28 protein-coding genes and 1 pseudogene are annotated in these 26,961 nt (G+C 70.5%); 13 read left to right on the top strand and 16 right to left on the bottom strand.

Annotated elements, in window-relative coordinates:
- Position 1: 1 nt before the first annotated feature.
- On the bottom strand, positions 2-523 hold the full coding sequence (gene sixA / locus IQ220_RS11275; RefSeq protein WP_225875746.1) for a phosphohistidine phosphatase SixA: 522 nt from the start codon (positions 521-523) through the stop codon (positions 2-4).
- The gene (locus IQ220_RS11270; protein ID WP_228009145.1) at positions 516-2,321 is read right to left on the bottom strand and encodes a DUF3352 domain-containing protein; all 1,806 of its coding nucleotides are present in this window, start codon (positions 2,319-2,321) and stop codon (positions 516-518) included. The genes sixA and IQ220_RS11270 overlap by 8 nt, the downstream gene beginning before the upstream one ends.
- On the opposite strand from IQ220_RS11270, the gene IQ220_RS11265 reads away from it, so the two are divergent.
- The 3 genes from IQ220_RS11265 (at position 2,320) to IQ220_RS15825 (ending at position 4,897) form a co-directional block, all read left to right on the top strand.
- Entirely contained in the window at positions 2,320-2,658 is a 339-nt protein-coding gene (locus IQ220_RS11265) for a rhodanese-like domain-containing protein (RefSeq protein ID WP_225875744.1), read from the top strand. The two genes, IQ220_RS11270 and IQ220_RS11265, sit on opposite strands and share 2 nt — an antisense overlap.
- A gap of 109 nt (positions 2,659-2,767) precedes the next feature.
- The gene (locus IQ220_RS11260) at positions 2,768-3,757 is read left to right on the top strand and encodes a heat-inducible transcriptional repressor HrcA (protein ID WP_193915057.1); all 990 of its coding nucleotides are present in this window, start codon (positions 2,768-2,770) and stop codon (positions 3,755-3,757) included.
- 162 nt (positions 3,758-3,919) lie between these two features.
- Positions 3,920-4,897 carry a 20S proteasome subunit A/B gene (locus IQ220_RS15825; RefSeq protein WP_225875743.1) on the top strand — a complete coding sequence of 326 codons (978 nt, stop codon included), beginning with the start codon at positions 3,920-3,922 and terminating at the stop codon, positions 4,895-4,897.
- Between the two features lie 33 nt (positions 4,898-4,930).
- On the opposite strand, the gene trpB is transcribed toward IQ220_RS15825, so the two are convergent.
- A complete protein-coding gene (gene trpB / locus IQ220_RS11250; protein ID WP_186698360.1) occupies positions 4,931-6,184 on the bottom strand; it encodes a tryptophan synthase subunit beta in 1,254 nt (417 codons plus the stop codon).
- 128 nt (positions 6,185-6,312) lie between these two features.
- Between trpB and IQ220_RS11245 the strand changes: the two genes are divergently transcribed.
- Positions 6,313-6,642 (top strand): translation initiation factor, encoded by a 330-nt coding sequence (locus tag IQ220_RS11245; protein ID WP_186698358.1) that lies wholly within the window; start codon positions 6,313-6,315, stop codon positions 6,640-6,642.
- A 27-nt stretch (positions 6,643-6,669) separates the two neighbouring features.
- Here IQ220_RS11245 and IQ220_RS11240 read toward each other — a convergent pair whose 3' ends face one another.
- Positions 6,670-7,500 (bottom strand): DUF3598 family protein, encoded by an 831-nt coding sequence (locus IQ220_RS11240; protein WP_193915055.1) that lies wholly within the window; start codon positions 7,498-7,500, stop codon positions 6,670-6,672.
- Positions 7,501-7,576: 76 nt separating this feature from the next.
- Between IQ220_RS11240 and IQ220_RS11235 the strand changes: the two genes are divergently transcribed.
- A complete protein-coding gene (locus tag IQ220_RS11235) occupies positions 7,577-8,491 on the top strand; it encodes an ion channel (protein WP_193915053.1) in 915 nt (304 codons plus the stop codon).
- A gap of 6 nt (positions 8,492-8,497) precedes the next feature.
- On the opposite strand, the gene IQ220_RS16115 is transcribed toward IQ220_RS11235, so the two are convergent.
- Entirely contained in the window at positions 8,498-8,689 is a 192-nt protein-coding gene (locus IQ220_RS16115) for a DM13 domain-containing protein (protein WP_255510951.1), read from the bottom strand.
- Positions 8,635-8,991, bottom strand: a complete 357-nt coding sequence (locus tag IQ220_RS16110; RefSeq protein ID WP_255510940.1) for a hypothetical protein — start codon at positions 8,989-8,991, stop codon at positions 8,635-8,637. The genes IQ220_RS16115 and IQ220_RS16110 overlap by 55 nt, the downstream gene beginning before the upstream one ends.
- A gap of 128 nt (positions 8,992-9,119) precedes the next feature.
- Here IQ220_RS16110 and IQ220_RS11225 point away from each other — a divergent pair, with 128 nt between their 5' ends.
- The 5 genes from IQ220_RS11225 to IQ220_RS11205 all read left to right on the top strand — a co-directional run bounded on the left by IQ220_RS11225 (position 9,120) and on the right by IQ220_RS11205 (position 14,082).
- Complete coding sequence (locus IQ220_RS11225; protein WP_193915051.1) at positions 9,120-9,689, top strand: isoprenylcysteine carboxylmethyltransferase family protein; 570 nt, start codon at positions 9,120-9,122, stop codon at positions 9,687-9,689.
- Positions 9,690-9,881: 192 nt separating this feature from the next.
- Positions 9,882-11,018 (top strand): DUF1611 domain-containing protein, encoded by a 1,137-nt coding sequence (locus IQ220_RS11220; RefSeq protein WP_186698347.1) that lies wholly within the window; start codon positions 9,882-9,884, stop codon positions 11,016-11,018.
- The gene (locus tag IQ220_RS11215) at positions 11,015-12,151 is read left to right on the top strand and encodes an alanine/ornithine racemase family PLP-dependent enzyme (protein WP_193915049.1); all 1,137 of its coding nucleotides are present in this window, start codon (positions 11,015-11,017) and stop codon (positions 12,149-12,151) included. The genes IQ220_RS11220 and IQ220_RS11215 overlap by 4 nt, the downstream gene beginning before the upstream one ends.
- Positions 12,152-12,403: 252 nt before the next feature.
- Positions 12,404-13,099: a DUF429 domain-containing protein gene (locus tag IQ220_RS11210; RefSeq protein ID WP_193915047.1), complete on the top strand. Its 696-nt coding sequence runs from the start codon at positions 12,404-12,406 to the stop codon at positions 13,097-13,099.
- 8 nt (positions 13,100-13,107) lie between these two features.
- On the top strand, positions 13,108-14,082 hold the full coding sequence (locus IQ220_RS11205) for an NAD(P)-dependent alcohol dehydrogenase (RefSeq protein WP_193915046.1): 975 nt from the start codon (positions 13,108-13,110) through the stop codon (positions 14,080-14,082).
- A 17-nt stretch (positions 14,083-14,099) separates the two neighbouring features.
- Here IQ220_RS11205 and IQ220_RS11200 read toward each other — a convergent pair whose 3' ends face one another.
- Together IQ220_RS11200 and IQ220_RS11195 are read right to left on the bottom strand one after the other, a co-directional pair.
- Entirely contained in the window at positions 14,100-14,471 is a 372-nt protein-coding gene (locus tag IQ220_RS11200) for a VOC family protein (protein WP_193915044.1), read from the bottom strand.
- A 221-nt stretch (positions 14,472-14,692) separates the two neighbouring features.
- A complete protein-coding gene (locus IQ220_RS11195; protein WP_193915042.1) occupies positions 14,693-14,887 on the bottom strand; it encodes a hypothetical protein in 195 nt (64 codons plus the stop codon).
- A 177-nt stretch (positions 14,888-15,064) separates the two neighbouring features.
- On the opposite strand from IQ220_RS11195, the gene cysC reads away from it, so the two are divergent.
- The gene (gene cysC / locus IQ220_RS11190; protein WP_193915040.1) at positions 15,065-15,724 is read left to right on the top strand and encodes an adenylyl-sulfate kinase; all 660 of its coding nucleotides are present in this window, start codon (positions 15,065-15,067) and stop codon (positions 15,722-15,724) included.
- 20 nt (positions 15,725-15,744) lie between these two features.
- On the opposite strand, the gene IQ220_RS11185 is transcribed toward cysC, so the two are convergent.
- Together IQ220_RS11185 and purE are read right to left on the bottom strand one after the other, a co-directional pair.
- Complete coding sequence (locus IQ220_RS11185) at positions 15,745-16,824, bottom strand: AI-2E family transporter (protein WP_193915038.1); 1,080 nt, start codon at positions 16,822-16,824, stop codon at positions 15,745-15,747.
- 33 nt (positions 16,825-16,857) lie between these two features.
- Positions 16,858-17,394: a 5-(carboxyamino)imidazole ribonucleotide mutase gene (purE, locus tag IQ220_RS11180; RefSeq protein WP_255510938.1), complete on the bottom strand. Its 537-nt coding sequence runs from the start codon at positions 17,392-17,394 to the stop codon at positions 16,858-16,860.
- A gap of 1,265 nt (positions 17,395-18,659) precedes the next feature.
- Here purE and bchM point away from each other — a divergent pair.
- Positions 18,660-19,364, top strand: coding sequence for a magnesium protoporphyrin IX methyltransferase (bchM, locus tag IQ220_RS11170; protein WP_186698330.1), 705 nt, complete (start codon positions 18,660-18,662; stop codon positions 19,362-19,364).
- A gap of 9 nt (positions 19,365-19,373) precedes the next feature.
- Here bchM and gghA read toward each other — a convergent pair whose 3' ends face one another.
- Genes gghA through IQ220_RS11150 form a run of 4 tightly spaced genes read right to left on the bottom strand, consistent with a single transcriptional unit; the run spans position 19,374 to position 24,237 of the window.
- Complete coding sequence (gene gghA / locus IQ220_RS11165; protein WP_193915036.1) at positions 19,374-21,833, bottom strand: glucosylglycerol hydrolase; 2,460 nt, start codon at positions 21,831-21,833, stop codon at positions 19,374-19,376.
- A 27-nt stretch (positions 21,834-21,860) separates the two neighbouring features.
- Positions 21,861-22,934, bottom strand: coding sequence for a pseudouridine synthase (locus tag IQ220_RS11160; RefSeq protein ID WP_370566441.1), 1,074 nt, complete (start codon positions 22,932-22,934; stop codon positions 21,861-21,863).
- Positions 22,931-23,698: a response regulator transcription factor gene (locus IQ220_RS11155; RefSeq protein ID WP_225875741.1), complete on the bottom strand. Its 768-nt coding sequence runs from the start codon at positions 23,696-23,698 to the stop codon at positions 22,931-22,933. The genes IQ220_RS11160 and IQ220_RS11155 overlap by 4 nt, the downstream gene beginning before the upstream one ends.
- A 20-nt stretch (positions 23,699-23,718) precedes the next feature.
- Complete coding sequence (locus IQ220_RS11150) at positions 23,719-24,237, bottom strand: hypothetical protein (protein ID WP_228009144.1); 519 nt, start codon at positions 24,235-24,237, stop codon at positions 23,719-23,721.
- A gap of 20 nt (positions 24,238-24,257) precedes the next feature.
- Between IQ220_RS11150 and IQ220_RS11145 the strand changes: the two are divergent.
- Positions 24,258-25,199, top strand: a pseudogene (locus tag IQ220_RS11145) (cysteine desulfurase family protein); the annotation flags it as partial.
- A gap of 398 nt (positions 25,200-25,597) precedes the next feature.
- Here the strand turns inward: IQ220_RS11145 and IQ220_RS11140 are convergent.
- Both IQ220_RS11140 and rsmH read right to left on the bottom strand, forming a co-directional pair.
- The gene (locus IQ220_RS11140; protein ID WP_228009143.1) at positions 25,598-26,011 is read right to left on the bottom strand and encodes a DUF456 family protein; all 414 of its coding nucleotides are present in this window, start codon (positions 26,009-26,011) and stop codon (positions 25,598-25,600) included.
- On the bottom strand, positions 26,008-26,931 hold the full coding sequence (rsmH, locus tag IQ220_RS11135) for a 16S rRNA (cytosine(1402)-N(4))-methyltransferase RsmH (protein ID WP_370566455.1): 924 nt from the start codon (positions 26,929-26,931) through the stop codon (positions 26,008-26,010). The genes IQ220_RS11140 and rsmH overlap by 4 nt, the downstream gene beginning before the upstream one ends.
- Positions 26,932-26,961: the final 30 nt, after the last annotated feature.

The raw sequence follows: 26,961 nt of genomic DNA, 5'->3' as shown, positions 1-26,961 counted from the left end.
CTTACGGCTGGAGGCCGACCTCGCGCCGTGCCCGCTCGCACAGGAGCTGCCTCGGAGCCATCAGCAGCCGCAGTTGCCAACAGCCGGGCGCCACGGCATCGGAGCAGCGCAGCAGGGCCACACCGGCCTTCTTGAGGGCGATGCTGCCGCAGGCTGCACCGATCAGCCGGGCCGCCAGGCCGCCGAGATCGGGCTCATGGCCCACCAGCAACAGCCGCTGCTCTGCTTCCTGAGCCTCCAGCCGAGCCAGCAGCAGTGCCAGGGCCTCCCCGCCCGGAGCCAGGGCCTCGCTTGCCTCGAGGCTGGCTGCCAGCCCAGCCGCAAAGGCGATGTCGGCCGTCTGGCGAGCCCGGGCCAAGGGGCTGGTGATGAGCCGATCGCCCCCCAGGCCGAGGCGGCTGAGCTGGTCCACCACCTGCCGGGTGCGCCGCCACCCCTCGGGGGTGAGCTGGCGCAGGCCATCGTCCCGACCGGGGCAACGCTCCTCGGCGATGCCGTGGCGCAGCAGCAAGAGCTCAGCCAAAACCCAGGTCCAGCCTGAGGTGCAGGCCATCACCAGACTCCGGCTCCAGCCCCAGCGCCAAGCCGTCCACGCCGCCATCGAGGGGTTGGCCCGCGAGGCTGTTGAGCAGCCGCCAGACCGGCCAGCGGCGCAACCGGGCCCTGGCGGTTTCAGGGCCGCTGGCCCACTGCAGGGGCGCTTCGGGCAACTCCAGGGCGTCCAGGGCCCGCAAGCGATCCCGGGGAACGGGGCCTCCCTGGCGCCGTTGCTCCAGCACGGCCAGGGTCTGCCCCCACCACGCCTGGTCGGACTCCAGCTCCCGCGCTCCCGCCAGGCTGACGCTGAGCTGGGGGCCGCTGCGACGCTGGCGTCCGGATCCCTCTTGGGCGTCGAGCCGGGTCCACACCTGCTGGCTGCCTCCATCTGGGCGCTGCAGCATGGCGGTGACCAACCCCAGCTGGTCCAGGGCAGGCTGCAGCGCTGCCGGTTCGGGCTGATCGGCCGGGGTGGCCAGCAGCCAGCCCTGGGGTCCCTGGCTCCAGAGCAGCGGACCCGCGTCGGCCGCCAGCACCGCACCCGGCAGGGGTCCGCCTTCAGGTTGCTGCAACAGCTGTTGCAACAGCTGGTTCCAGGCTTCGGGCCAATGTGCCGGATCCTGGAGCAGGGCCAGGCTGTCGGGGTCGCCCCGCAGCCCTGCCATCAGCGCAGCGGCCCGGGCCGGATCGAGGCGGGAGGTCCAGGCGGTCTGCACTGGGGCGGCGGCCGGAACCGGCTGCGCGGGATCGGCAGGTGGTGGGGGATCTGTACGCAATGCAAGATCTGCGGGCTCGGCCTGCTCAACCTGGGGCACCACCTGCAGATCGAGCTGGGGGGATGCTTCGGGCGTCAGCGCCAGCAGCGCCTCCAGCTCCAGCCGCCGACCGCTGGGGCGCAGGGCCAGCGTGCCCGACTGCAGCGGCAGGGCGGAGGGCCTGGCTGCGCCCCCAGCGGCCGGCAGGCCCAGCCACGCTTCCAGGCCAGCCGGCCGGAGCTGCAGGAGCAGGGTGCCCCGGCCCAGGCGCTGCACGGCCTGGCGGAAAGAGGGGTCGGCCGCCAGGTTGAGTTCGTCGATCTGCGACACGTCGAGGGCCTGCTCCAGCACGCCCCGCCCAGAGGCCAGCAGCACGAGGTCGTCGTCGATCAGGGCCGTGGCGATCGGCACGGGCTGGCTGCCCAGCAGGGCCCCCCGGCCACTGATCACTCCCATGCCGCGGTAGCTCGACACCTGCAGATCCGTGCCGGCGAGGCTGCGGGTCTGCCAGAAGCGCTGCAGAAAGCGGCGGGCACCGTCGCCATCGCGGCTGTGCAGGGCCAGCAGCCAGCCATCGGGGGGCTGGCCGGGTTGACTCGCCACCAGGGCCAGACCGGTTTCGGCGCCGAGCCAGCTGGCCAGCTCCCCCGGGTAGTCGAGGCCGGCAGCCGCGAAGGCCCCGTCGCGCAGCCGGGCCACCGCCTCAGCGGCCTGGCGGCGCTGGCGGACCGGCGCCTGGGCGCGGGCGTAGTCGACGGGCTGCTGGGGATCGCTCAGCAGGAACAGCCCCAGGGCGGCCGTGCGCGGCACGAAGCGGGCCGAGCTGGGCACCACCAGGGCGCGCCGCTGGAGCTGCAGGGGGGAGCGCTGCCACAGAAGCCAGCCCGCACCAGCGGCCAGGCCCAGCAACAGCAGGGTGACCGCCAGCACCACCGCCAGGAAGGGACGGGCTTTCATGCGTCCAGGCAGGCCGTCATGCAGACGCAGCAGGATGCGCCCATCCTGCACCGAACACCAGCCCGTGGACATGCCGATCAGCATCAAGGCCCGCGACCTGCAGCAGCGTCTGGCCGCCGGCGAGGCCATCCAGCTGGTGGACGTGCGCGAATCCGAGGAGCTGGAGCTGGCCCGTCTGCCCCTGCCGGTGATCCATCTGCCCCTCAGCCGCTCCCAGGAGTGGCTGGGTGACCTGCCCGCCCGGCTGCAGCGCGACGTTCCGGTGGCCGTGCTCTGCCACGCGGGGGTGCGCAGCTGGCAGTTCGGCTGCTGGCTGATCCAGGAACACGGCTACGACGCCGTCTGGAACCTGGTGGGCGGCATCGATGCCTGGAGCACCCAGGTGGACCCCGCCGTACCGCGCTACTGAGCACCGCTCTACTGGCGCTGCCGAGGCCTGCGTTACCGAGCGTCCACGCTGACGGCGTAACCCCCTCAGCCCTCCCTACCATCCAGCCACTCCGGATCGGGGGCTCGTCTTGGCGCAGAACCTCTCTCCCCGTCAGCAGGAGGTGCTGCGCCTGGCCGTGCGCCACTACGTGGACACCGTGGAGCCCGTCGGGAGCCAGACCCTGGTGCGCCGCTTCGCCCTGCCGGCCAGCTCCGCCACGGTGCGCTCGGCCATGGGGGTGCTGGAGCAGCGGGGGCTGCTGACCCAGCCTCATACCTCGGCCGGCCGCATCCCCAGCCAGCTGGGCTACAGAGAGTATGTGGACCGGCTGCTGCCCGCGCCGGGGGCCGCGGCCCAGCAGCTGGACCGGGAGCTCGCCGGCCTCAGCCTGCACTGGACGGCCCTCGACGATCTGCTCGTGCACCTCGGGCGGCGCCTGGCGGACCTCACCGGCCTGCTGAGCCTGATCACCCGCCCGATCAAGACGCAGCAGCGCCTGCAGGAACTGAGGCTGGTGGCCAGCGGCGACAGGCTGATCGTGTTTCTGGTGAGCGGCTCAGTGGCCGGCGGCAGCCTCAACCTGCGGCTGCCGCCCAGGGCCACGCCCGAGCTGGCCCGGCTGGAGGACTGGATCAACCGGCAGTTGCGGGCCCATCCCGAGCAGCCGATTGCCTGGCAGCAGTTACCGCAAGAGCTGCGCAGCAGCGGCCACCTGCTGCGCCAGGCCCTCGACCAGCAGCAGCCGCTCGCAGCGCCGGGCGCCAGTGCCGTGGCCAGCGGCATGGGTGGGCTGCTGGCCCAGCCGGAGTTCAGCCAGACCGCCACGCTGCGGCCCCTGGTGCAACTGGTGGAGGCCACCCCCTACGAGCTGCTGGGTCCCCCGACCGACGCCATCTGGATCGGCCAGGAACATCCCCATGGCGCCCTGAAGGCCTGCGCCGTGGTGCAGGCCGGCTACAGCAGCCTGGACGGGGCCCGCGGCCATGTGGCCCTGGTGGGGCCGATGCGCATGGCCTATGCCACCGCCCGGGCCGCCGTGCAGTCGGTGGCTGCCACGCTGACGCGGATGCTGAGCTGATCAGCTAGCGGGCTGCCAAGCTGCAGAGAAGCAGCAGCTGAGCCCCTCATCCCCAGCGCCCGATTCCATGGACCCCGTTCCTGCCGCAGGCCAGACCGCACACCGGCAGACCCCACACCGGCAGAGCGTTGAGACTTCCGCCCAGCCGTCCGGGGTGCAGGCATGACCTATTGCGTCGCCTTTCTGCTGGATTCGGGGCTGGTGTTCGCCTCGGACTGCCGCACCAATGCCGGGGTCGATTACATCTCGACCTACAGCAAGATGCACGTGTTCCAGCCGTCGCCGGACCGGCTGTTCGTGCTGCTGGCCGCCGGCAACCTGGCCACCACCCAGGCGGTGCTGAACCAGATTCAGAGGGAGCTGAGGGAACAGGGGGTGGGACCGATCGGCGCCACCCAGACGGGGAAGCCGGTGGGCAGTGGGCCTGGGCTCAGCGGCGAAGCGGGCGATCCGCCCCTGCAGACCAGGGTGTTCGCCGGACTGGATGCCGCCGGCCAGGCGCGACCCACGGCGAAGGTGCAAGAGGCCGGCCAGCCCCCTGACGCCACGGTGCCGCGTTGCGAGGCCCCCAGCCAGGAGGCTCAGGACAGCCCTCCCGAGCCCGACGCTGCGGGCCCGAATCTGCTGACGGCCCGCTATCTCTTTGAGGCAGCCGACTACGTGGGGCGCACCAGCGTGGCGGTGCAGGACCGCCACAAGGCATCGCTGCACCAGTCGGGCGCCAGCGCCGAGGCCACCTTCATCCTGGGCGGCCAGATCGAGGGGGACCGCCACGGCCTCTATCTGATCTACCCCCAGGGCAATGCGGTGATGGCCACACGGGAAACGCCGTTCCTGCAGATCGGCGAGAGCAAATACGGCAAGCCGCCCCTCGACTTCGTGGGCCACTGCGGCCTCTCGCTCGAGGACGCCGCCCGGCTCTGCCTGATCTCCCAGGTGATCACGCGCCGCTCGAACCTCTCGGTGGGCCCGCCCTTCGAGCTGGCGCTGATGCCCGCCAATGAGCTGCGCATCTCGCGGCGCATCAAGCTCAAGAAGGGAGCCCCCGAGATCAGCCGCTCCATGGAGGTGTGGGCCGGCTGCATGCAGGAGGGCCTGCAGCGGCTACCGCGCTTCGCCTGGGAAGAACATCCGCTGTAGCCGGCCTCCCGACCCGGCAGCCGGCCACCGGTCTCAGCCCCGCAGCTGATCCCCCAGCCGGTCGGCCACGGTGTTCACATCCTTATCGCCGCGGCCGGAGAGATTGAGCACCACTTCGGTGCCGGGCGCCAGGGTGGGGCAGAGGGCGTCGAGGGCCGCGAAGGCATGGGCGGTTTCCAGGGCCGGAATGATCCCCTCCAGCTCGCTCACCAGCCGCAGGGCCGAGAGGGCATCGTCGTCGGTGACGGCCAGGTAGTCGGCCCGGCCGATCTCGCGCAGGTAGCTGTGCTCGGGGCCGACGCCGGGGTAGTCGAGGCCGGCACTGATCGAGTGGGCCTCCTGCACCTGGCCCTCGGCGTCCTGGAGCAGCAGGCTCATGGCGCCGTGCAGCACGCCGATGCGGCCCTCGGTGATGGTGGCGGCGTGGCGGCCGCTGGCCACCCCCTCGCCGGCCGCCTCCACGCCGATCAGGCGCACGGCGGTGTCCTGCACGAAGGGATGGAACAGACCCATGGCGTTGGAGCCGCCGCCCACGCAGGCCACCAGCACATCCGGCAGCCGCCCGAAGGCCTCCTGGCACTGGGCCTTGGCCTCCTTGCCGATGCAGGCGTGGAAGTCGCGCACCAGCATCGGATAGGGATGGGGGCCCGCCACCGAGCCGAGGATGTAGTGGGTGCTCTCCACGTTGGTCACCCAGTCACGGATGGCCTCGCTGGTGGCGTCCTTGAGGGTGGCGCTGCCGGCGGTCACCGGCTGCACCGTGGCGCCCAGCAGGCGCATGCGGAACACGTTGAGGGCCTGGCGGCGCATGTCCTCGGCGCCCATGTACACGACGCACTCGAGGCCGAAGCGGGCGCACACGGTGGCGGTGGCCACGCCGTGCTGACCGGCGCCGGTCTCGGCGATCACCCGCTGCTTGCCCATGCGCAGGGCCAGCAGGGCCTGGCCGAGGGCGTTGTTGATCTTGTGGGCGCCGGTGTGGTTGAGGTCCTCACGCTTCAGCCACAGGCGCGGACCGCCCTCGGGGCGGGCGTAATGGGCCGTGAGCCGCTCGGCCTCATACAGCGGGGTCGGCCGGCCCACGTAGGTGCGCAGCAGGTGGTTGAGACGGCCGGTGAAGGCGGGATCGGCCCAGGCCTCGGCGGCGGCAGCCTCCAGCTCCGCCAGGGCCGGCATCAGGGTTTCCGGCACGTACTGGCCGCCGAAGCGGCCGAAGCGGCCCGCCGGGTCAGGGCGCACGGCAGGCACCAGGGAGGGCGCCGGGGCTGGGGGGACGGTGCTGGTCACGCTGGGGCCACCGGAACGGATCGGTGGCCCCAGCGTAGGCAGGAAGGCAGACCGAACCAGCGCCGGCTGCGGGAGGATGGCATCATCGGCCCCAGTGCCGCACTGCAGCGATCCAGCCGGAGGAGGCGATGGGCAGCAAAGGCAGCTGGCAGGAGTTTGAGAGCCTCGAGCGGCCGGCCAGCCAGGAGCGCCCGACCGCAGCCCCCACCCCCAGGGCTCAGCAGCGGGTGCGGGTGCAGCGCACCAAGGCCGGCAAGGGCGGCAAGCTGGTGACCGCCATCAGCGGGCTGGAGGCACCGGAGGCCGAACTCAAGGCCCTGCTGAAGCAGCTCAAGGCCGCCGCGGGCACCGGCGGCAGCGCCAAAGGCGGCGTGATCGAATTGCAGGGCGACCAGGTGGCCACGGCCCTGGCGGCCCTGGCGGCGGCCGGCTACCGGCCCAAGCAGGCTGGGGGCTAGCTCTGGGAGCTCCGGGGGGCGGCGGCGCTAGGCCAGCTTGGTTTCGACCAGGTGGGTGGAGGACAGCCAGGCCCCGCGGGCGTCGTAGCGGCGGATCAGGCGCTGACGCTGCGTGGGAGAGGACAGCCAGCCCGCCTCGACCTCAAAAGCCTGACGATGGCTCACCTGCAGCGGCACCCGACTGCAGCCGCCATCGGGCAGGAGATGGAGGCGCTGGGGCAGCGGCGCCTCGATGGCCACCACGCTGCCCTGAAGGGTGCCATCGAGGCTGCTCAACTCGCCGCCGAGATCCGTGCTGAAGCGCAGGCCATCACCAGGCAGGCGCTCAATGCGGCTGGTGCAGAGCGCCGTGCTGGGCACCGGCCACTCGGCCTCCACCGTGGCGGCCTGGCCCTGCCAGGTGCCGATCAGATGCTCCGGGCTGAGCGGTGGGAGCTCGCCGGCGTTGCTGCCGGCCCGGGTCTCGCGGATCAGCACCAGCGACTCGAAGACCCCTGTCTCGCCATGCAGCTGCACCAACCGCCAGCGGCGATCCGGACCCACGAAGCCGAACTCGGCGCCGGAGCGTGTCGCAGGAGCGATCTGGAGCGAGCCCTTGGAAAAGCTGCCGTTGTCGAAGAAGGTCACCTGCTTGCCCAGGGAGCGGTACTCCTGCTGGTGGTCGGAGCTGGGAGGCCCGCTGGTGTCGCCGCCTGCGAAGCGGCGCAGGCGGAACTGCACACAGGCACCCCCTTCATGGCTCTCGAGGCTCAGGATCGAGGCGGTGGAGCGCAGCAACGCCCCATGGGCGTCGAGGTCGGCGAAGCTGCCGTGCCACTCGCCAAGGTTCTGGAGAAAGTTCTGCCACTGGGTGCCCATGGCTGCGGCCACTGGCGGCCCAAAGGGCGGGATGCTAACGATGTGGTCCATTCGAAGTCCTGGAGCGGCGCCACCGATGGCCAGGGTCCAGCACCTGCGGCGGAAGCACGGCCTGCTCACAGCCCAGGAGAGCCAGCGCTGGTGGCGCCACTGGCGCGAGCCCTATCTGCTGGCGCTCTCGCTCTCCTGGCCCCTGTTTCTGGGCCTGCTGGCCCTGGTGTACCTGGCGATCAACCTGCTGTTCGCCAGCCTCTACCTCGCCGACCCGGCTGGCCTGGCCGGGACGGCCGCAGGCCGCGCCAGCTTTGCGGAGGCCTTCTTCTTCAGTGTGCAGACCCTGGGCTCGATCGGCTACGGCGCCCTCCATCCCGTGAGCCTTTACGTGAACCTGCTGGTGGTGGCGGAATCCTTCAGCGGCCTGCTGTTCATCGCCCTCAGCACCGGCCTGGTGTTTGCCCGCTTCTCGCGCAGCAGCGCCCGCATCCGCTTTTCGAAGCTGGCCGTGGTGCACCGCTACAACGGCCTCCCCACCCTCAGCTTTCGGCTGGCCAACGAGCGTGGCAACAACATTCTCGAGGCGCGGGTGCGGGCCTACCTGTCGCTGGATGAGATCAGCCATGAAGGTCATCACATGCGGCGATTGCTGCCGCTGCCGCTGGAGCGCGACCAGGGCATCGCCTTCCTGCTGGTGTGGACAGCGCAGCACCGCATCGATGCCAGCAGTCCCCTGCACGGGCTGAGTGTGGAGGCACTGGAACGGCTCAATGCCGAACTGGTGGTGTCCTTCAGCGGTGTCGATGAAACCATCGAAAGGCCGATTCACAGCCGCTGCAGCTGGCCGATGAGCCGGATCGGCTTCGGCCTCTGCTTCCTGGACATGGTGGAGGTGGAGCAGGTGAAGGATGGGGACGACCGACACCGCATCGACTGGTCGGCCTTTGATCGCACCCGGAACTGCCCCCTGAAGCCAGCGGCGAGCCTCAGGTCCTGAAGGGCCTCACTGGGCCAGCGGCGACCAGGCCATGGTGGCGTTGAACTGTTCGCACCAGATGATCAGAGAGCCGTAATCGGCCAGATCAAAGCCAGCAGGCAGTTCATAGGTCTGGGCTCCGGAGGCGGCGCGCAGTGGGGCGATCACCGTGTAGGTGCCCTCCTGGAGCGGGTAGGCCGGCGGCTTGCTGTCCGCCAGCGGATCGGCGTCACGGCCGAAGGTGACCTTGAGGTCGGGCGCGTGCGGCTGGTGCTGAAGTCCTCGCTGAGCATCAACAGGGTGCGCTCGCCCTCCCGGCGGATGGTGAAACCGCCCTCCACTGGCTTTTCCGCCTCGCGGAACGATCCGCTGTGGAGCTGCTTGGCGGGCTTGTCGGCCATGGCCACCACGGGGGCAGCCTCGGGAGCGGCGGCCTCCTTCTGGGAGGCGGTGGCGCAGCCGGTTCCAGCCAGAGCCAGGGCGAGGGTGAGCAACAGGGCGGGGCGGGGGGAGAGAGACACAGGGAGATCGGTAGACAGTCAGAACAACTACCGCCCAGCCTCACGACTGGATGGGCCAGACTTACGGTTTAGGGCTTTGTTGCTCCCGGCTGCTGATGGCGAACCAGGCCTTTTCCACTGTCCATCGCATGGTCTGGAGCAGGGTGGTGGCTGCCCTGGTGGTGCTGTATCTGCTGGTGGCGTCCCCCCCGCCGCTGCTGCCCGGCTGGGCGCTCGAACTGGGGGAGGCGGTGGGCTTGATTCTGTTGGCCACGGCCGCCTTCGGCAGGCTCTGGTGTCTGCTGTTCGTGGCCGGCCGCAAGAATGAACAGGTGGTGCGGGAAGGTCCCTACTCCGTCGTCCGCAACCCGCTCTACGTGTTCAGCCTGCTGGGGGCCGTGGGCTTCGGACTGGCCGTGGAAAACCCTCTGTTGGCGGCTGTGCTGGGGCTTGGCTTCATCGCCTACTACCACTTCGTGATCCGCAGTGAAGAGCGCTTTCTGCTCTCGGCGTTCGGCAAGAACTACAGCGCCTACCTGAATCAGGTGCCCCGCTGGATTCCCAGCTTCAAGCTCTATCACTCCCCCAGGACCATTGAGGTGGATACCACCAAGGTGCTGCGCGGCATCGGCGATGCCATGTGGTTTGTGTGGGCCTTTGTGCTCTGGGAACTGGTGGAGGTGATGCGCTCCTCGGTTCTGCCGATGCTGCGGGCCTGACGAGCAAGCAGGGGGGCGAGGCCACCGGGGCCGCCAAAATCAGTTAGTATCAGGAGATACATTCCCGCTTGGCGGGGCCACTGGTATCCCTGCCCGGTTCTGGCGATCGGCAGACCATTCGGTCGTCTCCCCTGAGTCTTCAGAACCGAATCAACTCCCGTGGTTTCCCCTTTCAGGGCCCTGCGTGGACCGATGGTGCAGGACGCCCCATCGGCCCCCAGGGTCTTCGCTTCAGCCTCCCCTGCCGCCGCCATCCCTGCGGTGATCTACTGCGAGGGGCAGTTCGGCGTGGCCGATGGCAAGACGGCCCACGGCCTGATGCGGCACAGCGAGCGCTACCGGATCGTGGCGGTGATCGACAGCCTGCTCGCGGGCCGCGATGCCGGCGAGCAGCTCGATGGGGTGGCCAATGGCGTGCCCGTGGTGGCAGACCTGGCGGCTGCCTTTGCCCTGGGCGGGGCAGCCCCGCAGAGCCTCATCTACGGCATGGCCCCCGCCAATGGCCTGTTCAGCCCGACCGACCGGGTTGTGCTGCTGGACGCCATGCGCGCCGGCCTCAGCCTGGTGAGTGGCATGCGCGAGTTCCTGGGCGATGACGCCGAGTTCGCGGCCACCGCCGCCCGCCACCAGGTGAGCATCGAGGACGTGCGGCGCCCGCCGGCCCTCAAGGATCTGCGCCTGTTCAGCGGCACGATCGCCAGGGCCCACTGCCGGCGTATCGCCGTGCTCGGCACCGACGGCGCCATCGGCAAGCGCACCACCGCCACCGTGCTGGTGCAGGCCCTCAACGACCACGGCATCCACGCCGTGCTGGTGTCCACGGGGCAGACTGGCATGATCCAGGGCGGGCGCTACGGGCTGCCGCTCGATGCCATTCCCTCCCAGTTCTGCTCCGGCGAGGTGGAGGCCGCGGTGGTGCAGGCGTTTGATACCGAACGCCCCCAGGTGATCGTGATCGAGGGCCAGGGCGCCCTCAGCCATCCCGCCTACCTCTCCTCCACGTTCATCCTGCGGGGCAGCCAGCCCCAGGCCGTGATCCTGCAGCACGCGCCGATGCGGCGTCAGCGCTGTGATTTTCCGCAGGAGGCCATGCCCACGCCTCAGAGCGAGATCGCCCTGATCGAGGCCTTCGCCCCCACCCGCGTGATCGGCATGACCCTCAACCATGAGGGCATGGACGTGGCCGAACTCCCGGCTGCCATCGCCCTGTATGAGGCCGAGCTGCACATTCCCGTCAGCGATGCCCTGGCCTGCCCGCCCGAGCGGCTGGTGCAGATGGTGATGCGAGCCTTCCCGGAACTGGGAGCACCGCCGGCGGCGCTGGCGTGAGCGCCCCGCGGCTCGAGATCGATCTCGGCCAGCTCCACCACAACGCCACCAGCCTGGTGAGCCGCCTGGCCCGCCGCGGGATCGCGATCACGGCCGTGGGCAAGGCCGTGCTCGGCCTGCCGGAGATCGTGGCCACCTGGCTGGCGGCGGGGGTGGGCTCGATCGGCGATGCGCGCCTGGACACCATTGAGAGCCTGGTGAGCGGCGGCGTGAAGGCCCCGATGCTGCTGGTGCGCACACCGATGCTCAGCCAGGTGGAGCGGGTGGTGGCCGGCGTCGGCGTGAGCTGCAACAGCGAAGCGGTGGTGCTGGAGGCCCTGGCGGCGGCGGCCGAGCGCCAGGGGCGACGCCACGGCGTGCTGCTGATGGTGGAGCTGGGCGATCTGCGCGAGGGGATCCTGCCCCAGGACCTGGCGGGGATCGCGGCGCTCACCCTGGGGCTGCCCTGGCTGAGACTGGTGGGGATCGGCGCCAACCTGGGCTGCCAGCACGGGGTGGCTGCCGATGCCACCAACATGGCCGAGCTCTCGGCCCTGGCCGAGGCCCTGGAGGCCCGCTTCCACATCCATCTGGAGCTGATCTCGGGGGGCAACTCCGCCAACCTTGCCTGGCTGGCCGGGGGCGGTGATCCCGGCCGGATCAACCATCTGCGTCTGGGGGAGGCCCTGCTGCTGGGCCGCGAACCCCTGGGGCGGCGCCCCATCTGCGGCCTCCACACCGACGCCTTCCGCCTGGTGGGCGAGCTGATCGAAGTGAAGACCAAGCCGAGCCGGGCCTGGGGCCGCCGCGGCCTCACCAGCTTCAGCCCCGAGGACAGCGCCCAGCCGCCGCCCCTGCCCCCGGACCGCGGCCCGCGGCAGCGCGCCCTAGTGGCCCTCGGCCACCAGGATGCCGATCCGGCCGGGTTGGAGCCTCCAGCCGGCATGGCGATCCTGGGGGCCAGCAGCGACCACCTCGTGCTGGAGGCCGATCGCCCCCTGAGCGTGGGTGAGGAGATCGGCTTTCGCCCCAGCTACAGCGCCCTGTTGCGCGCCATGACCAGCCCGTTCGTGGCCCGCCAGTGCCGGAGCGTCAGCGCTGACCCAGCAACTCCAGCCAGCTTGGGGACGGCTCGCCGGCGATCGGGATCGTGAACGACTCGAGCGCAAAGCCACGGGCATCCAGGCTGCAGAAGGGCCCACTGGCAGGCCAGGGGGGAAGGTTGATCGGCGGGGTGAGCACCACGGGACGTGGCGTGGAATCCAGGTTGAACATGGGCAGGCCTCATGCCCAGTCAGGCTGGTCGGGGCCCTCCGCCCTGGCTGCTGCCTGGATGGCGACTCCACGGTGTCGCCGCACACACGGGCCTGCGGCAGCGCCCCCCCTGGCGCTGGCAGTCTTGGGCCATGGCGGCCCCTGTTCCACAGCAGACCTCAGCAGAAGCCCGCAGCCTTTGCGTGGTGGGTGTCGACGTGGGCGGCGAGCGCAAGGGCTTCCACGCCGTGGCCCTGCGGGGCGGTGGCCTGCAAGGCCGCCACACCACCTCCGACGCCGCCGAGCTGGCCCAGTGGTGCCGCAGCCTCGGCGCCAGGCTGATCGGCGTGGATGCTCCCTGCCGTTGGAGCACCGATGGCCGCGCCCGTCCCGCTGAGCGGGAGCTGATGGCCGAGGGGATCCAGTGCTTCGCCAGCCCCAGCCGCGAACGGGCCCTGGAGCACCCCAGCAACTACTACGGCTGGATGCTGAGGGGCGAGGCCCTCTACCGGGCCCTGGAGCCCAGCCATCCCCTGGCCAGCGGACTGCCCAGCCCAGGCCAGCGCTGCTGCTTCGAAACCTTTCCCCATGCGATCACCTGCGAGCTGCACCGGTCCCTCGGCCTGGAGCCGGCGGCAGCGTCGCGAAAGCGCTTGGAGCGGCGGGCCCTTCTGGAGTTGTGCGGATTGGCCTGTGGTCAGCTCTCCAGCATCGACTGGATCGATGCTGCCCTTTGCGCCCTTGCCGCCGATCAGGCTGCCAGAGGTGGCCCCTGCCGCGTCTATGGCGAGGTGAGCAGCGGCGTGCTGATCGTGCCGACTCAGGTGCCAAGCCGCCCCAACCCTTGAGCCAAGCCATGAAAGCCTTCCTCTATCACCACTACGGCTCTGCCGATGTCCTCCGCTTGGAGGAGATCGATCAGCCCGTTCCCCAGGCCAACGAGGTGCTGATCAAGAGCCATGCCACCACGGTCAGCTCCGGGGACTGGCGCCTGCGCAGCCTGGAGGTGCCGGCCGGTTTCGGCTTGATCATCCGCCTGGTGGCAGGGCTGAGGCGGCCCCGGCAACCGATCCTGGGATCGGAGCTGGCGGGGGTGGTGGAGGCGATCGGTGAGGACGTGACGCGCTTCCAGGTGGGTGATGCGGTGTTCGCCTTCAGTGATCTCGCCCTCGGATGCCACGCGGCCTACCGCTGCCTGCCGGAGGACGGCGGCGTGGCGCGCAAGCCCAGCGGTCTGAGCTTTGAGGAGGCCGCCGCCCTCTCCTTCGGCGGCACGACGGCTCTGGATTTTCTGCGCCGGGCTCGCCTGAAACCCGGCGAGCGGCTGTTGATCCATGGCGCTTCTGGGAGCGTCGGCAGCGCCGCCGTCCAGCTCGCCTGCCACCTGGGGGCCGAGGTCACCGGCGTATGCAGCAGCGCCAATCTGGAGCTGGTGCGCTCTCTCGGGGCCCACCAGGTGATCGATTACAGCTGCGACGATTTCGCCCGCAACGGCCAGACCTATGACGTGATCCTCGATGCCGTGGGCACGGCTTCCTTCTCCCGCTGCCAGGCCTCGCTGCGGCCCGGAGGGCGGCTACTGCTGCTGGTGGCGAGCCTGCCCGCCCTGCTGCTCAGTGGCTGGCAGACCCTCACCACGGACAAGCGCGTGATCGCCGGGCCGGCCAGCGTGAAGCCCGGCGACCTGGAGCAGCTGGCGGAGCTGGCCGAGGCAGGGGCGTTTCGGCCCGTGGTCGGCCGCTGCTATCCCTTCGAGCAGCTCCCGGAGGCGCACCGTTATGTGGACAGCGGCCACAAGCGGGGCAATGTGGTGATCAGCCTGGCGACCTGAGCCCCTGCAGCAGACCTTCAGGCCAGGGAATGCAGCCCGATCGGATTGCCTTCGGTGTCGATCACCACCGAGATGAAACCGAACGCTCCGATCGCCATCTTGGGACGCAACACCGTGCCTCCAGCTGGCACAACGCGGCCCTCCTCAACAGCGCAGTCCTGACAGGTGAAGTACACCATGGTGCCGCCCTTGCCGGGCTCGCAACCCTCCATCTGCATCAACGCTCCGCCTGATCCCACCTTGTCGTCCTGCATCGGGAAGCACCAGTAGGCCATCCCCGGCGTGGAAAAGTCTTCAAAGCCCACCTGGAACACAGCCGTGTAGAAGGCCTTGGCGCGCTCCATGTCGGCAACATTGAGCTCAAACCAGGTGATGGGGTTAGAAGTCATGGCTCACGTGTGTAGTCTTTGATATGAAATTAGGCCTGCCGGAAGCTCGCTTCAAGTCTGCAGAACCAAACGTCATGGCGCGTGCGAGATGCGAGCGCACCCGCAGTGAAGGTTTCAAAGCTGGTGAGCACAAAACCTGCCAGATCCGTTGCTCCACCACTCATCACAACGGCGAGCGGCATGACATCCATGCCAAACCTGATCAGGGAGAAGCCATCGGGTCAGCGCGCGAGCAGCCAGCGCAGGGCAGAGAGCCCGATGATCAGCCCGATGCCGCTGTTCCACAGCAGGCTGCGGTGCCGGCGCAACCGCTCCAGCCAGTGCGGCAGCCGACTGCCATTTTGCAACAGCAACATGGTGGCGACCAGCAGCAAGGCAGTGGGCAGCAGCAGTGCCAGCAGCAGGTCTGCGGCCATGGTGGTGGGGGGCGACAGCCTCCCCAGCTTGGCTGCTGGGCTGGATGGCGCCATCGCTTTGCCTCGGACAAGGGCTTCGGGGTCAGCCCCCCAGACCCGAACTCGGCCCCTTGCGCCCCAGGGCCGGGCGCAGAGCTGAAACAATGCCCCCCACACCCCCTGCTCCTCGCGCTCCTGATGGCCGCTGCTCCCGCTCCCAACCCCGCCTACGGCGCCCTCACTGACCAGGGCAAGTCGACCAACATCGTGTGGCACCACTCCACGGTGACCAGGGAGTCCAGGGCCCACCAGCGCGGCCACCGCAGTGCCATCCTCTGGTTCACGGGGCTGAGCGGCTCTGGCAAGAGCACCCTCGCCAACGCGGTGAACTCAGCCCTGTTTGAGCAGGGGCTGGCCTGCTACGTGCTCGATGGCGACAACATCCGCCATGGCCTCTGCACCGACCTCGGCTTCTCGGACGCCGATCGAGTGGAGAACATCCGCCGGATCGGCGAGGTGGCCAAGCTCTTCCTCGATGCCGGCGTGGTGGTGCTCACCGCCTTCGTGTCACCGTTCCAGGCCGACCGTGAGCGGGTACGGGCCCTGGTGCCCGCCGGTGATTTCATCGAAATTCACTGCGCCGCAGACCTCAGCGTCTGCGAGGAGCGCGACACCAAGGGCCTCTACGCCAAGGCCCGCGCCGGGGTGATCAAAGAGTTCACCGGCATCTCCAGCCCCTACGAAGCCCCCGAATCCCCGGAGCTTCGGGTGGACACGGGCCATGCTGAGCTGGAGGGCTGCGTGGCCCAGGTGCTGAGTTTCCTCGATGCCAACGGCATCATCCCCGCCGCCAGCTGATTCAGAGATCGCCTGGGGCCTCAGGGGCTGAGCGGCTCCGCAGGAATGGTCCGGCGTGACGCGAGGCTCACATCCAGAAACGTCTTGCTGCAACTCGCCACCGGCACGGCCAGGAGCAGACCCAACAGCTCCCCCAGGCCCATCAGGCTGCCCAGCCGGGCCCCTAACGGCAGGCAGATCAGCAACCAGGCGGGCTGCAGCCCCACGATGCTGCCCATCAGACGGGGCTGGATCACCTGATCCACCACCTGGCCCACGGCAATGGCCACCGCCAGCACCTCCAGACCGGTGCGGGGGTCGTTGAGCGCCACCAGGCCGCTCACCAGCACGATCGTGAGGGCGCTGGCATAGGGCACCAGGGTGGTGAAGCCGATCGCCACGGCGAACAGCACCCCATAGGGAATGGCCAACAGGGTGAACACCACGATCTGCAGGCCGCTCAGGATCATCGCCAGCACCACCTGCCCGGCGAAATAGCCCCGGAACGTGCGGCTCAGGGTGTGCACCACCAGGGATCGGACACCTGCCGGCAGCCACTGGGCCAGGCCAGCGCTGATCGACTCCCCGCCGAGCAACAGAAACACCGCCAGCACCAGCACGATCACCGTGTTCACGGTGAGACCGACGGTTGCCCCGAGCAGACCCAGCAGCCGCTGGCTCAGCTGGCTGGCCAGCTTGCTGAAGCGGGTCAGGAGTTCACTGCTGAGGTTGCCGAAATCCGTGGGGATCCCCTGCTCCTGAGCCCAACCCTCCAGCGCATCGAGCCACACCTCTCCCTGGGCCAGCCAACCCGGCAGCGCTGCGATGAGTTCGGCCAGCTGATCAATCAGGCGCGGAACCAGCCAGAGCAGGGCCAGGGCCAGTAACCCCATCGCCAGCCCCAGCACCAGCACCATCGCCAGACTGCGAGGCAGGCCCCGCTGGCGCAGCCAGCGGCTGGGGATATCCAGCAGGAAGGCGATGAGAGCGGCGGTGAGGAAGAGGGCTGGGAACGGCGCCAGCGGCAGCAGCAACTGACGCAGCACCCAGAGGTTGAGCACGAGCAGGGGCAGGGCCAGGCCGATCTTCAGCCAGGGGGGGAGGACCAGACGCTCGAGCATCGCGGGGTGATCGCAAGGGGGAGAAAGAACGCCTCAGTCCATCTGGGCCAGGTAGGCCTCGCTGCCCAGCTGGCCGAGGCGCCCATCCTTGGCGCGCACCTGGCCATGCAGTTCAGCGCGGTAGGCCAGCAGGGCCTCCGCCAGCCGCCCATCGGCCGTGGCCAGGATCTGCACCGCCAGCAGGCCGGCGTTGGTGCCGTTGCCGATCGCCACCGTGGCCACCGGAATCCCGGCGGGCATCTGCACGATCGAGTGCAGCGAATCCACCCCGGAGAGGGCCCGGCTCTGCACCGGCACGCCGATCACCGGCAGGGTGGTGAGCGCCGCCACCATGCCGGGCAGGTGGGCCGCACCGCCGGCGCCGGCGATGATCACCTTGAGCCCCCGCCCAGCCGCCTGCTGCGCGAAGGCCACCATCTCCAGCGGTGTGCGGTGGGCGGAGAGCACCCGCACCTCGACCGCCACGGCAAAGCGCTGCAGCACCACCACCGCCGGCTGCATGGTGGGCAGATCGGAATCGCTGCCCATCACCACGGCCACGCGGGGTTCGGAGCTGGAACGGTCGCTCAAGGGGGCGGGCGCAGGATGGTCGCATTCTCCCGTGTGCCGCTGCGATGCGCTGGATCCGCAACGTCCGCCTGCCCCAGGCCCGCCGCTGCAGCCACGGCCGGCAGCAGCGCTGGCGGCTCGGCCTCGACGCTCACGACTGGATCGAGGTGCTTGAGCCCATCGACCCCGGCAGCAGCGTGGCCGGCGACGACTGGCAGGGCGACTGGCTGAGCCCTGCCGGGGTGGACCTGCAGATCAACGGCGGCCTCGGCCTCGCCTTTCCGGAACTCACGCCCGCCGATCTGCCCCGGCTGCTGGAGCTGCTCGAACTGCTGTGGCGCGATGGGGTGGAGGCGATCTGCCCCACCCTCGTGACCTGCGACAGCGCCGCCCTGCGCCAGGCCCTGGCCGTGCTGGATCGGGCCCGCCAGCAGCACCGCGACGGCCGCTGCCAGCTGCTCGGCGCCCACCTGGAGGGGCCCTTCCTCCACCCGGCTCGCCGGGGCGCCCACCCCCGGCAGCACCTGGTGGCCCCCAGCCTGGAGGCCCTGGCAGCGCGCATCGACGGCTTCGAGGACCAGATCGATCTGATGACCCTGGCTCCCGAACTGGAGGGCGCCGGCGCCGTGATCGCGGCCCTGCGCGAGGCAGGGGTGGTGGTGAGCCTGGGCCACAGCAGCGCCGATGAGCACCAGGCCGCCGAAGCGTTCAGAGCCGGCGTGGGCATGCTGACCCACAGCTTCAATGCCATGGCGGGCCTGCAGCACCGCAACCCGGGCCCGATCGCCGCGGCCGTGCTCGATGGCGGCGTGGCGCTGGGGCTGATCGCCGATGGCGTGCACGTGGCGCCGTCGATGGTGCTGCTGCTGCAGCGCCTGGCTCCCGAGCAGCTGGTGCTGGTGAGCGATGCCCTGGCCCCCTACGGCCTCGGCGAGGGCCGCCACCGCTGGGACGAGCGGGTGCTGCTGGTGCAGAACGGCTGCTGCCGCCTGGAGGACGGCACCCTCGCCGGGGTGACCCTGCCGCTGCTGAACGGGGTGCGGCGGCTGGTGGACTGGGGCGTCGCGGCTGAGCAGGCGATCGCCGCGGCCACGATCACGCCCCGGCGGGTGCTCGGAGATGGCCGCGACACCGCCACCATGCTGGTGGGCTCACCCCTGGCGGAGACCCTGCGCTGGAACTGGGAGGAGGGGGGAACCCTGGCTGGCGGCGCTGCGCCTGAGCAGCCGCGGACCTGCGGGGCCCTGGGCCGCTCCTTAGGATCCGAGCCACTTTCTTCTGCCCCGATGCCTGCTGAGTCCACGGCCGTTGAGAAGGACGAGGTGAAGGGCTACTTCGAAACCACGGGTTTCGAGCGCTGGAACCGGATCTACAGCGACAGCGAGGACGTCAACAAGGTGCAGCGGAACATCCGCCTGGGGCACCAGAAAACAGTGGACAACGTGCTGGCCTGGTTGCAGGAGCAGGGTGATCTCTCCGGCCGCAGCTTCTGCGACGCCGGCTGCGGCGTGGGCAGCCTCAGCCTGCCCCTGGCCGGACTCGGCGCCGGCAGCATCGCCGCCAGTGATCTTTCCGAGGCCATGGTGGCGGAAGCCGCCCGCCGGGCCGCCGCTGCCGGCCTCAGCACCAGCCAGCTGCAGTTCCACGCCTCCGACCTGGAGAGCCTCACGGGGCGCTACGACACCGTGATCTGCCTGGATGTGTTCATCCACTACCCCCAGGCCGCTGCCGAGGACATGGTGCGTCATCTGGCCGCCATGGCCGAGAAACAGCTGATCGTGAGCTTCGCCCCCTACACCCCCCTGCTGGCGCTGCTCAAGGGCATCGGCCAGCTGTTCCCCGGGCCCAGCAAGACCACCCGGGCCTACACCCTGCGGGAGGAGGGCATTGTGAAGGCCGCCGCTGAAGCCGGCTTCACCCCCGTGCGCCGCAACCTCAACCAGGCCCCCTTCTATTTTTCGCGGCTGATCGCCTTCGAGAGGCAAGGCTGAAGCCTGGGCTCAGCCGGGCTCCAGCAGCAGCGCCTGACTGTCCTGGAACAGGATCGGCTCGCGGCCGGCCAGCTGCGCAGCACTGGGCTCCAGCCCGGGAGAGGCCAGCAGCAACCGCCAGGGCCCGGCCTGCTCCGGAAAGAGCTCGGGCAGGCCGAGCGCCATCGCCGCACCGCCCATGTGGGCCACCAGGGCCACGGTGGAGGCTTCAGGTTCAGGAGCCCGGCGCATCCCGTAGAAGATCGTCGTGGAGGGCGTGGTGAGCAGATCCAGCCGCTCGTCGTTGCTCAGGTTCTCGGCCAGCCAGGGCCGGGAACGGCGGAACTCGCGCAGGGCCAGGTTGAAGCCGGCCTGAACCGGATCCACCCGATCGGCATGGAGCCAGATGTTGCAGGCGGCATGCATGTCTTCCATGAAATGGCGGGCAAAGGCCTTCAGCCAGGCCACGTCCACCACCGCCGTGGTGCCGTCGTCGCCGGTGGGCACCCCGGCCTGGCAGGCCAGGGCGATCTGCTCGAGGTCGTAGTCGTTGGCAGCGATGGAGCCGGTCAGCAGGGCCAGAAACTGGCGCAGCTGCGCCAGCTCAGCGAAGCCCAGCTGCTTGATCGCCTGGAACAGCCCGTCGGCGGCGTACAGCGCGTCGCTGAGCTGCCAGTCGAGGAAACCCGGAGCCTCCTCCGCCACCACCTTGACGCCGAAGCGGTCGTCGGTGTTGCGAAAGAAGCCCCAGGGCGCCCGCATCAGGCAGTGGATGAAATCCATGGGCAGGCCCGGACCGAAGCCATAGGTGAGGGCCCCGATCGCGCCGTTGTCGTAGGCGTTGGCCAGCACCTCCGGCAGCGTGCTGCCCAGGTGGGGATTGATCGGCTCGCCGGGATCCACCTGGGTGCCGCGCCGCAGGGTGTCGTGGTTGCCGCAGCCGGTGACCCAGCGGGACCCCAGCTGCATCTTTTCGCAGACCCGCCGCCACTTGCGGGCCCAGAAGCCATGCAGGGCCGGGGTGTTGTGGGCAAAGATCATGGGGCCCCACTGAAAGGCGTCGGGACGCTGCTCCACCAGGTCGCGGTAGCTGGACACCTCTTCCCAGCCCTCAGCCGGCCAGGGCCGGCCGTCTTCATAGATCACAAAGGGCCGCCAGCGCGCCGGGCCGATCTCCTGCACCAGATCGCCCATGCTCAGCAGGTAGGGATCGTCGTAGGCGACCCGGCCGGTGATCGGGTCGAAGTACTTGAAATCCTGGCCGCCGTCGATGCGGATGCCATCGGCGCCGGTGTTGACCTTGCGGCGCTGCATCTCCAGCAGGATCGCCCGCACCTCAGGGTTCTGGTGGTTCACATCCTGGCCATACATGTTCGGCCCCTTGAGAAAGCGGCCGTTCAGCAGGTCGATGGCCTGGTTGTCGGCGTGGCCATAGACCAGGTCGTACACCACTCGGATCGCGCCGGTGGGGAAGGTGTGCAGTTCGCTGATGAAGGCCACCAGCTCATCGGGCCGCAGGGTTTCGAGCAGGGCCGGATTGGTGGCGGCGCTGCCGAAGATCACGATGTCGTAGCCCCAGTTCTCCAGGTTGGGGCGCCGCAGCCGCACCCGCACATCCCCCGCCTCAGCCACGATCCCCTCGGTTTCGGGATCGAGCACGTCCTCATCGTCCGGCCGCAGGCTGAAGTGGTCGTCGTCACCCCCTTGTCCGGAGCGCACCTCCACCGTGGGTTCGGTGGGCAACAGCTGCACCGCGTCGTAGCCGATCAGGTTGGTTTCGGCGGGGGTCAGCGCCTCGCCGCAGCGCAGTTTCGCGGCCAGCTTGCGGTAGAGCTGCGTGAGCCCGGAGAGGTAGCCATTGGGTGAGGCCGTGCGCACATGCAGCTGCAGGATGTTGCAGGGGGCCGGAATGGTGACGGGCTCATCGGCGATGAGGGCGTCGTAGTAGGCGTGATCGGCCCGGCGGGCCTGCAGACCCTCCAGGTCATAGATCTCGGCAGGGGCGTAGACGCCGTAGGGGAAGGAGTTGCCGAGGCAATCCCCCAGGGCGGTCAAGGCATTGGTATCAGGGCTGAGGTAGCGCAGCCAGTAGAGCGAACCGATCGTGGTGGCATCGCCGACCCGCAGGCCACTGATCACGCCCCAGTGGTAGTCACCCCACTTCTCGAGCTGCAGGTAGTCACGGTGGAAGCGCACCGTCTGCTCGGCCAGGGAGGGATCGATCGTCTGGCGGGGGGTGAACACTTCCAGCTGGATGTTCTTCGGCTGGATCACATCGCCGGAGAGTTCCGGGGTCCAGAAGCCGATCTCCACCAGCCCGTCGGGGCGCACGTGGGCCCCGAGCCGCGTGGCCAGCAGCCGCGCCTTCTCGAACAGGGTGCCCTCACCGGCCTCCACCGCCTCGGCCCAGGCCAGCAGCGCGGCGGTGGGCTCGGATTCCAGCTGGATGGAGGCGTCCCGTTGGAGGCTGGCAGAGGAGGACTGGGGCATGGCCTGGCGTCGGGAACGGCCGGGGGCTCACCCTGGCATGGGGTCGGGGTCAGAGGCGCTGGCCCCATCGGCGGAACCGAGCAGGGGCGGGGGCAGCGGCGCCTCCAGCGCCAGCACCTGCCGCCCGCCCGGCAGGGGCAGCCACAGCCGGTGGGCGTGGAGCCGGTAGCCGCCCTGCCCCGGCAGCACCGTGGGCCGGACCCCGCCACCCGGCAGGTAGAGGGGATCGCCCAGCAGGGGGGCGCCGAGGGCGGCGGCATGGATGCGGATCTGATGGGGCCGGCCGCTGGCGATCACCACAGCCACAAGACAGCCCTCAGCGCGGCGCTCCAACAGGGTGAAGTCGCTCTCAGCCGCCAGGGCTCCGTCGCCGCCAGCAGCCCAGATCCGGCCCAGCAGGGGGTGCGGGAGCCGGCCGATCGGGGTGGTGACCCGCCGGCAGGAGCCCACGGCCAGCGACGCGGGCAGGGGAGCCGTGAGGGCGCGGTAGAGCTTGCGGCATCTGCCCGGGGCAGCCCCGGCGGCCGGGGGAGCCGCGGTGCTCTCCCGCAGCAGGGCACTGAGCCAGGCCCGGGTGGCCTGACGGCGGGCACACACCAGCAGGCCTGAGGTGAAGCGACCCAGCCGGTGAACCGGGCGCGGCAAGCCGGCGGCAGCGTCAAGCTGGCCCTCCGCCACCTGCCGCTCCAGCAGGCGCAGCACGGTGTGCTCCAGGAAGCCACCGGCCGGCAGGACCGGCAGACCGCTGGGCTTGTCGATCACCAGCAGGTCGCCGTCATCGAACAGGGGGCTGGGCAACCCCGGCACGGCGGCCTCCTGCCAGGGGGGGCGATGCCACACCAGCCGATCCCCCGGGCCCAGGGGCCCATCGGCCTGGAGGCGCTGGCCGTTCCTGCAGATCTCAGCGGCGGCGAGCCGCTGCCGCCACAGGGCCCGGGAGGAATGGGGGTAGCGGGCGGCATAAAAGCCGCTCAGGCTGGATTGGTGCGGGGGGTCGCCAGACGGATTCACCAGGTCGGCCGGCCGTACCCGGTCGCGATAGGCATGCCCCTGGTTGAGGGCGGCCGGCAGCCACGCTCCGGGTTGCCCTTCAGGCTTCACTCCACCAGGCCATGTTCCAGGGCGTAGCGCACCAGCTCAGTGCGGCTGGCGGTGCCGGTCTTGATGAACAGGCGGCTCACGTACTTCTCCACGTTGCGGATCGAGGTTTCCAATCGCCGGGCGATCTGCTTGTTCATCAGGCCCTCCGCCACCAGTTGCAGCACCGAGGCCTCACGGGGGGTGAACACCAGGTCACTGCTGCCCGGGGAGGATTTCGCCTGGCCGCCGCTGGCCAGCAGCGAGCGGATCTCGGTGATCTGCTTGGCCATCTGGCCGATGTCGGCATCGGCGAAGCGGGCGGCCTCGGCCAGCAGCCGCTCCTGCCGGCGCACGGCATTGCGCACCCGGGCCACCAGCTCGTCGGGATCGAAGGGCTTGGGGATGTAGTCGTCGCAGCCGGCCTGGAAGCCGGCGATGCGGTCAGCGGTCATGCCCTTGGCGGTGAGGAAGATCACCGGGGTGCCGCCGAGGCGCTCATCGGCACGCAGCTTGCTGAGCAGGCCGTAGCCGTCGCAGCGGGGCATCATCACGTCGCTGATCACCACGTCGGGCAGCAGCTCTTGGGCCTTTTCCCAGCCCTCCTCGCCGTCGGCGGCGGTGGTCACCGCGAAGCCCTCATCCTCCAGGTAGGCCTGCACGGCCGTGCGCAGGCCGGGCTCGTCGTCGACAAGCAGCAGACGCGCCGGCGCCGGGGGGGTCTCGGCGGTGCTGGGGTCGGGCCCGGGGTCAGGGGAGGCGGGCGCTGCGAGGGGGTCGGTGCTCATGCCGTGCAGTCTGCAGAGCCTCAGCGGGGTCGTCCAGGCAGCACCTGCTCGGATTCCCGCAACGTGGTGCTGTAGCCCAGCTCCAGAGCGGTGGCCTTGAGCTCAGCGGGGTCGCGGCCCGCCTGCTCCGGATGGCAGACAGCCCACCACACCAGGTGATCCACCCGATTGGCGGGGGTGATCACGCCGCCGGGGTTGAGGGAGCGGATCACCAGCCGCCCCCCGTCCTCGGTGATCCACATCGGCTCCTCTTTGTCGCAGCGCACGGTGTCCGTCTGGATCGACACATCCGGCCCCAGCTGCCGCCAGAGCTGCATCCGCCAGAGGCCCGCGATGGTGGCATCGGGCTTGGGACCGTAGACCCCAAGCACCAGCATCCCCTCCGGACGGGGCCGCTCATCGAGCACCACCAGCCCCGGCGGCCGCTCCACCGCCGTGGCCTGGGCCTGGGCCGCCGGCGGCGGCGGCGGCAACATGCTGCTCAGGAGGGCAAGGCCGGTGGCCGCCAGGGCCCAGGGCCCCCACGTCGTTGGCAGCATGGTGGGCGGCTCGGCTCCCCATGCTCGCCTATCTCGACCACCAAGCCAGCACCCCCTGCGATCCGGCGGTGCTGAACGCCATGGAGCCCTGGTGGCGGGAGCACTGCGCCAACCCCTCCAGCCGCCTGCACCGCGAGTCCCTGACGGCGGCTGCGGCGGTGGAGCGGGCTCGGGCCCAGGTGGCCGCGGCCCTCGGGGCTGAGCCCGGCGACGTGGTGTTCACCAGCGGCGCCACCGAGGCCAACAACCTGGCCCTCAAGGGGGTCTGCGAGGCGGCCCTGGCCCAGGGCGGCGAGCGGCGGCGGCTGCTGACCCTGGCCACCGAGCACCGGGCCGTGCTGGATCCGCTGCGCTACCTCGAGCGCCACGGCTTCCCACTCACGGTGCTGCCGGTGGACTCCGGCGGTCTGGTGCAGGAGGAGCTGCTGGCGGCGGCCCTGGGCCCGGATGTGCTGCTGGCCTCCGTGATGGCGGCCAACAACGAGATCGGCGTGCTGCAGCCGATCAGCACCATCGCGGCCCACTGCCACCACCACGGCGTGCTGCTGCATGTGGATGCCGCCCAGGCCGCAGGCCACATCCCGCTGGCGATGGCGGAGCAGGGGGTGGATCTGCTCAGCCTCAGCGGCCACAAGTGCTACGGGCCCAAGGGGGTGGGGGCCCTGCTGGTGCGTCAGGGGGTGGCGCTGGCGGCCCAGTTGCACGGCGGCGGCCAGGAGCAGCAGCGGCGTGCCGGCACCGTGGCCGTGCCGCTGGTGGTGGGCTTGGGGGAAGCCCTCAGCCGGGCCGTCGCCGATCAGCAGGAACGGGCAGCGCGGCTCGGCAGCCTGCGCGATCAACTGCGCCAGGAGCTGCTGGCGCTGGGGGGCATCACGCTGAACGGGGCCGCTGCGCCGCGTCTGGCCCACAACCTCAACGTCACGGTGGGCGGGGTGGACGGCGCCGCCCTGCACCGGCTGCTGCGCCGGAGCATCGCCGTGAGCAGCGGCTCGGCCTGCAGCCAGGGGTCCCCCTCCCACGTGCTGGCGGCCTGGGCCGCAGCCGCAGCGAGGCCGCCGCCTCGATCCGCTTCGGGCTCGGCCGCAGCACCGGTGCGGCGGAGATCGAACGGGCCGTGGCCAGCGTGGAGGCGGCGCTGCGCCAGCTGCGCCCCTGACGGGCACTGTTCGGTGGCGAAGACCGCACCGGGCTGCTCAAACCCGCAGGCTGGTGAGCAGCACAAAGCCGGCGGCGCCCACCAGGGCCAGCAGGGCCTGGGCCACCTTGCTCACCAGCATCCCGGCCACCACGGCCAGGCCCACCACCAGAGACCGCCGCAGCCGCAGCAGCCCGATCGGCCCCAGGGCCGTGGGGGCCGTGATCAGCTCCCCGAGGCTGGCCCCGAGCAGCGGGCCCAGCAGGCCCCCAGCAGCGGGCCGCCCACGGGCAGGGCCGGCAGCAGGCCCAGCAGCCCCACCAGCAGGCCGAGCCCGGCGCCGATGTAGGCCCAGCGGGTGGCCTTCAGCCGCGCCGGCCCCAGCACCAGCCCCAGGGCGTCGGCGCCCCAGCCCAGCAGCAGCAGCAGGCAGGCGAGGGCGAAGGGCGGCCAGGCGGCACTCCAGCCCACCGCCCAGACCCACAGCCCAGCCCCCAGGGGCAACAGCGCCAGCCCCGGCAACAGCGGCAGCAGGGTGCCGGGAATGGCCAGCAGCTGGATCACCAGGGCGGCCCACCAGAGGCCATCCACCAGGGTGAGCGCAGGCAACGTGACCCCTGTCACCGCGAGACCACTCATGGCCGCCGGCGCGCCAGGCGGACCTTGGCCGAGCGGCTGCGGGGATTGGCCTCGGCCTCCTCGGCACTGGCCACCAGCGGCTTGCGGCTGATCCGCTCCAGCAGCGGATCACTGCGGAAGGCCGTCTTGACCCGGCGGTCTTCGAGGGAGTGAAAACTGATCACCGCCAGCAGCCCTCCCGGCAGCAGCCAATGGGGCACCTGCTCCAGCCAGCGCTCGAGCACCCCGAGCTCATCATTGACGGCGATGCGGAGGGCCTGAAAGGTGCGGGTCGCCGGATGCAGCCGACCCCGGCGGGCCGCCGGCGGGTAGCAGCCCCCCACCAGCCAGGCCAGCTCGGCGGTGGTGCGCGGCTGGCGCGGGTCGTCCCACGGCCCCTGCTCCTTGATGCGGCGGGCGATGCGCCGCGACAGCCGCTCCTCGCCGTAGCCATAGATCAGATCGGCCAGGGCGCCCTCGTCGAGGCGATCCAGAAGAGCGGCGGCCGTCTCCCCGTCGCAGGGGTTCATGCGCATGTCGAGGGGACCCTCGCTGCGGAAGCTGAAACCCCGCTCAGCCACGTCCAGCTGAGGACTGCTGACGCCGAGATCGGCCAGCACCGCCAGGGCGGGTGCGGGCGGTCGGTAGTCGGCGAAGTTGGTGGCCACGATCTCCACCCGGTTGCCGAAGGGGGCGAGGCGCTCGGCGGCGGCGGCGCGGGCGCTCGGGTCCTGGTCCAGCCCGATCAGGCGCAGGCCTGGATGGGCCTCCAGCAGCAGGGCGCTGTGGCCGCCGCCGCCGAGGGTGCAGTCGATCAGCAGGCCGCCACCGGGATGCTGCCCCAGCAGCTCCCCCAGGGGCTCAAACCCCGCCAGCACCTCTGCCGCCAGCACGGGCCGGTGCTCAAACCCGGGCGGATCGGGGGGCAGCTCAGGTGGCAGGGGAACAAAGCGGGGCGCCAAACCTTCCTA

The sequence above is a fragment of the Cyanobium sp. LEGE 06113 genome, from assembly GCF_015207615.1.
Note: the sequence above shows the minus strand (reverse complement) of the source record. Positions and strands in the feature narration are given on the sequence as shown.

What these genes read in the sequence shown, in the direction of transcription:
- IQ220_RS11270 (WP_228009145.1), bottom strand. Translation starts at nt 2,321, where the DNA reads ATGTCCACGGGCTGGTGTTCGGTGCAGGATGGGCGCATCCTGCTGCGT.
- IQ220_RS11265 (WP_225875744.1), top strand. Translation starts at nt 2,320, where the DNA reads ATGCCGATCAGCATCAAGGCCCGCGACCTGCAGCAGCGTCTGGCCGCC.
- IQ220_RS11245 (WP_186698358.1), top strand. Translation starts at nt 6,313, where the DNA reads ATGGGCAGCAAAGGCAGCTGGCAGGAGTTTGAGAGCCTCGAGCGGCCG.
- IQ220_RS11225 (WP_193915051.1), top strand. Translation starts at nt 9,120, where the DNA reads ATGGTCTGGAGCAGGGTGGTGGCTGCCCTGGTGGTGCTGTATCTGCTG.
- IQ220_RS11240 (WP_193915055.1), bottom strand. Translation starts at nt 7,500, where the DNA reads ATGGGCACCCAGTGGCAGAACTTTCTCCAGAACCTTGGCGAGTGGCAC.
- IQ220_RS11220 (WP_186698347.1), top strand. Translation starts at nt 9,882, where the DNA reads ATGGTGCAGGACGCCCCATCGGCCCCCAGGGTCTTCGCTTCAGCCTCC.
- IQ220_RS15825 (WP_225875743.1), top strand. Translation starts at nt 3,920, where the DNA reads ATGACCTATTGCGTCGCCTTTCTGCTGGATTCGGGGCTGGTGTTCGCC.
- IQ220_RS11235 (WP_193915053.1), top strand. Translation starts at nt 7,577, where the DNA reads ATGGCCAGGGTCCAGCACCTGCGGCGGAAGCACGGCCTGCTCACAGCC.
- IQ220_RS11185 (WP_193915038.1), bottom strand. Translation starts at nt 16,824, where the DNA reads ATGCTCGAGCGTCTGGTCCTCCCCCCCTGGCTGAAGATCGGCCTGGCC.
- cysC (WP_193915040.1), top strand. Translation starts at nt 15,065, where the DNA reads ATGGCCGCTGCTCCCGCTCCCAACCCCGCCTACGGCGCCCTCACTGAC.
- IQ220_RS11195 (WP_193915042.1), bottom strand. Translation starts at nt 14,887, where the DNA reads ATGGCCGCAGACCTGCTGCTGGCACTGCTGCTGCCCACTGCCTTGCTG.
- IQ220_RS11155 (WP_225875741.1), bottom strand. Translation starts at nt 23,698, where the DNA reads ATGAGCACCGACCCCCTCGCAGCGCCCGCCTCCCCTGACCCCGGGCCC.
- IQ220_RS11150 (WP_228009144.1), bottom strand. Translation starts at nt 24,237, where the DNA reads ATGCTGCCAACGACGTGGGGGCCCTGGGCCCTGGCGGCCACCGGCCTT.
- gghA (WP_193915036.1), bottom strand. Translation starts at nt 21,833, where the DNA reads ATGCCCCAGTCCTCCTCTGCCAGCCTCCAACGGGACGCCTCCATCCAG.
- IQ220_RS11200 (WP_193915044.1), bottom strand. Translation starts at nt 14,471, where the DNA reads ATGACTTCTAACCCCATCACCTGGTTTGAGCTCAATGTTGCCGACATG.
- IQ220_RS11140 (WP_228009143.1), bottom strand. Translation starts at nt 26,011, where the DNA reads ATGAGTGGTCTCGCGGTGACAGGGGTCACGTTGCCTGCGCTCACCCTG.
- bchM (WP_186698330.1), top strand. Translation starts at nt 18,660, where the DNA reads ATGCCTGCTGAGTCCACGGCCGTTGAGAAGGACGAGGTGAAGGGCTAC.
- IQ220_RS11210 (WP_193915047.1), top strand. Translation starts at nt 12,404, where the DNA reads ATGGCGGCCCCTGTTCCACAGCAGACCTCAGCAGAAGCCCGCAGCCTT.
- IQ220_RS11205 (WP_193915046.1), top strand. Translation starts at nt 13,108, where the DNA reads ATGAAAGCCTTCCTCTATCACCACTACGGCTCTGCCGATGTCCTCCGC.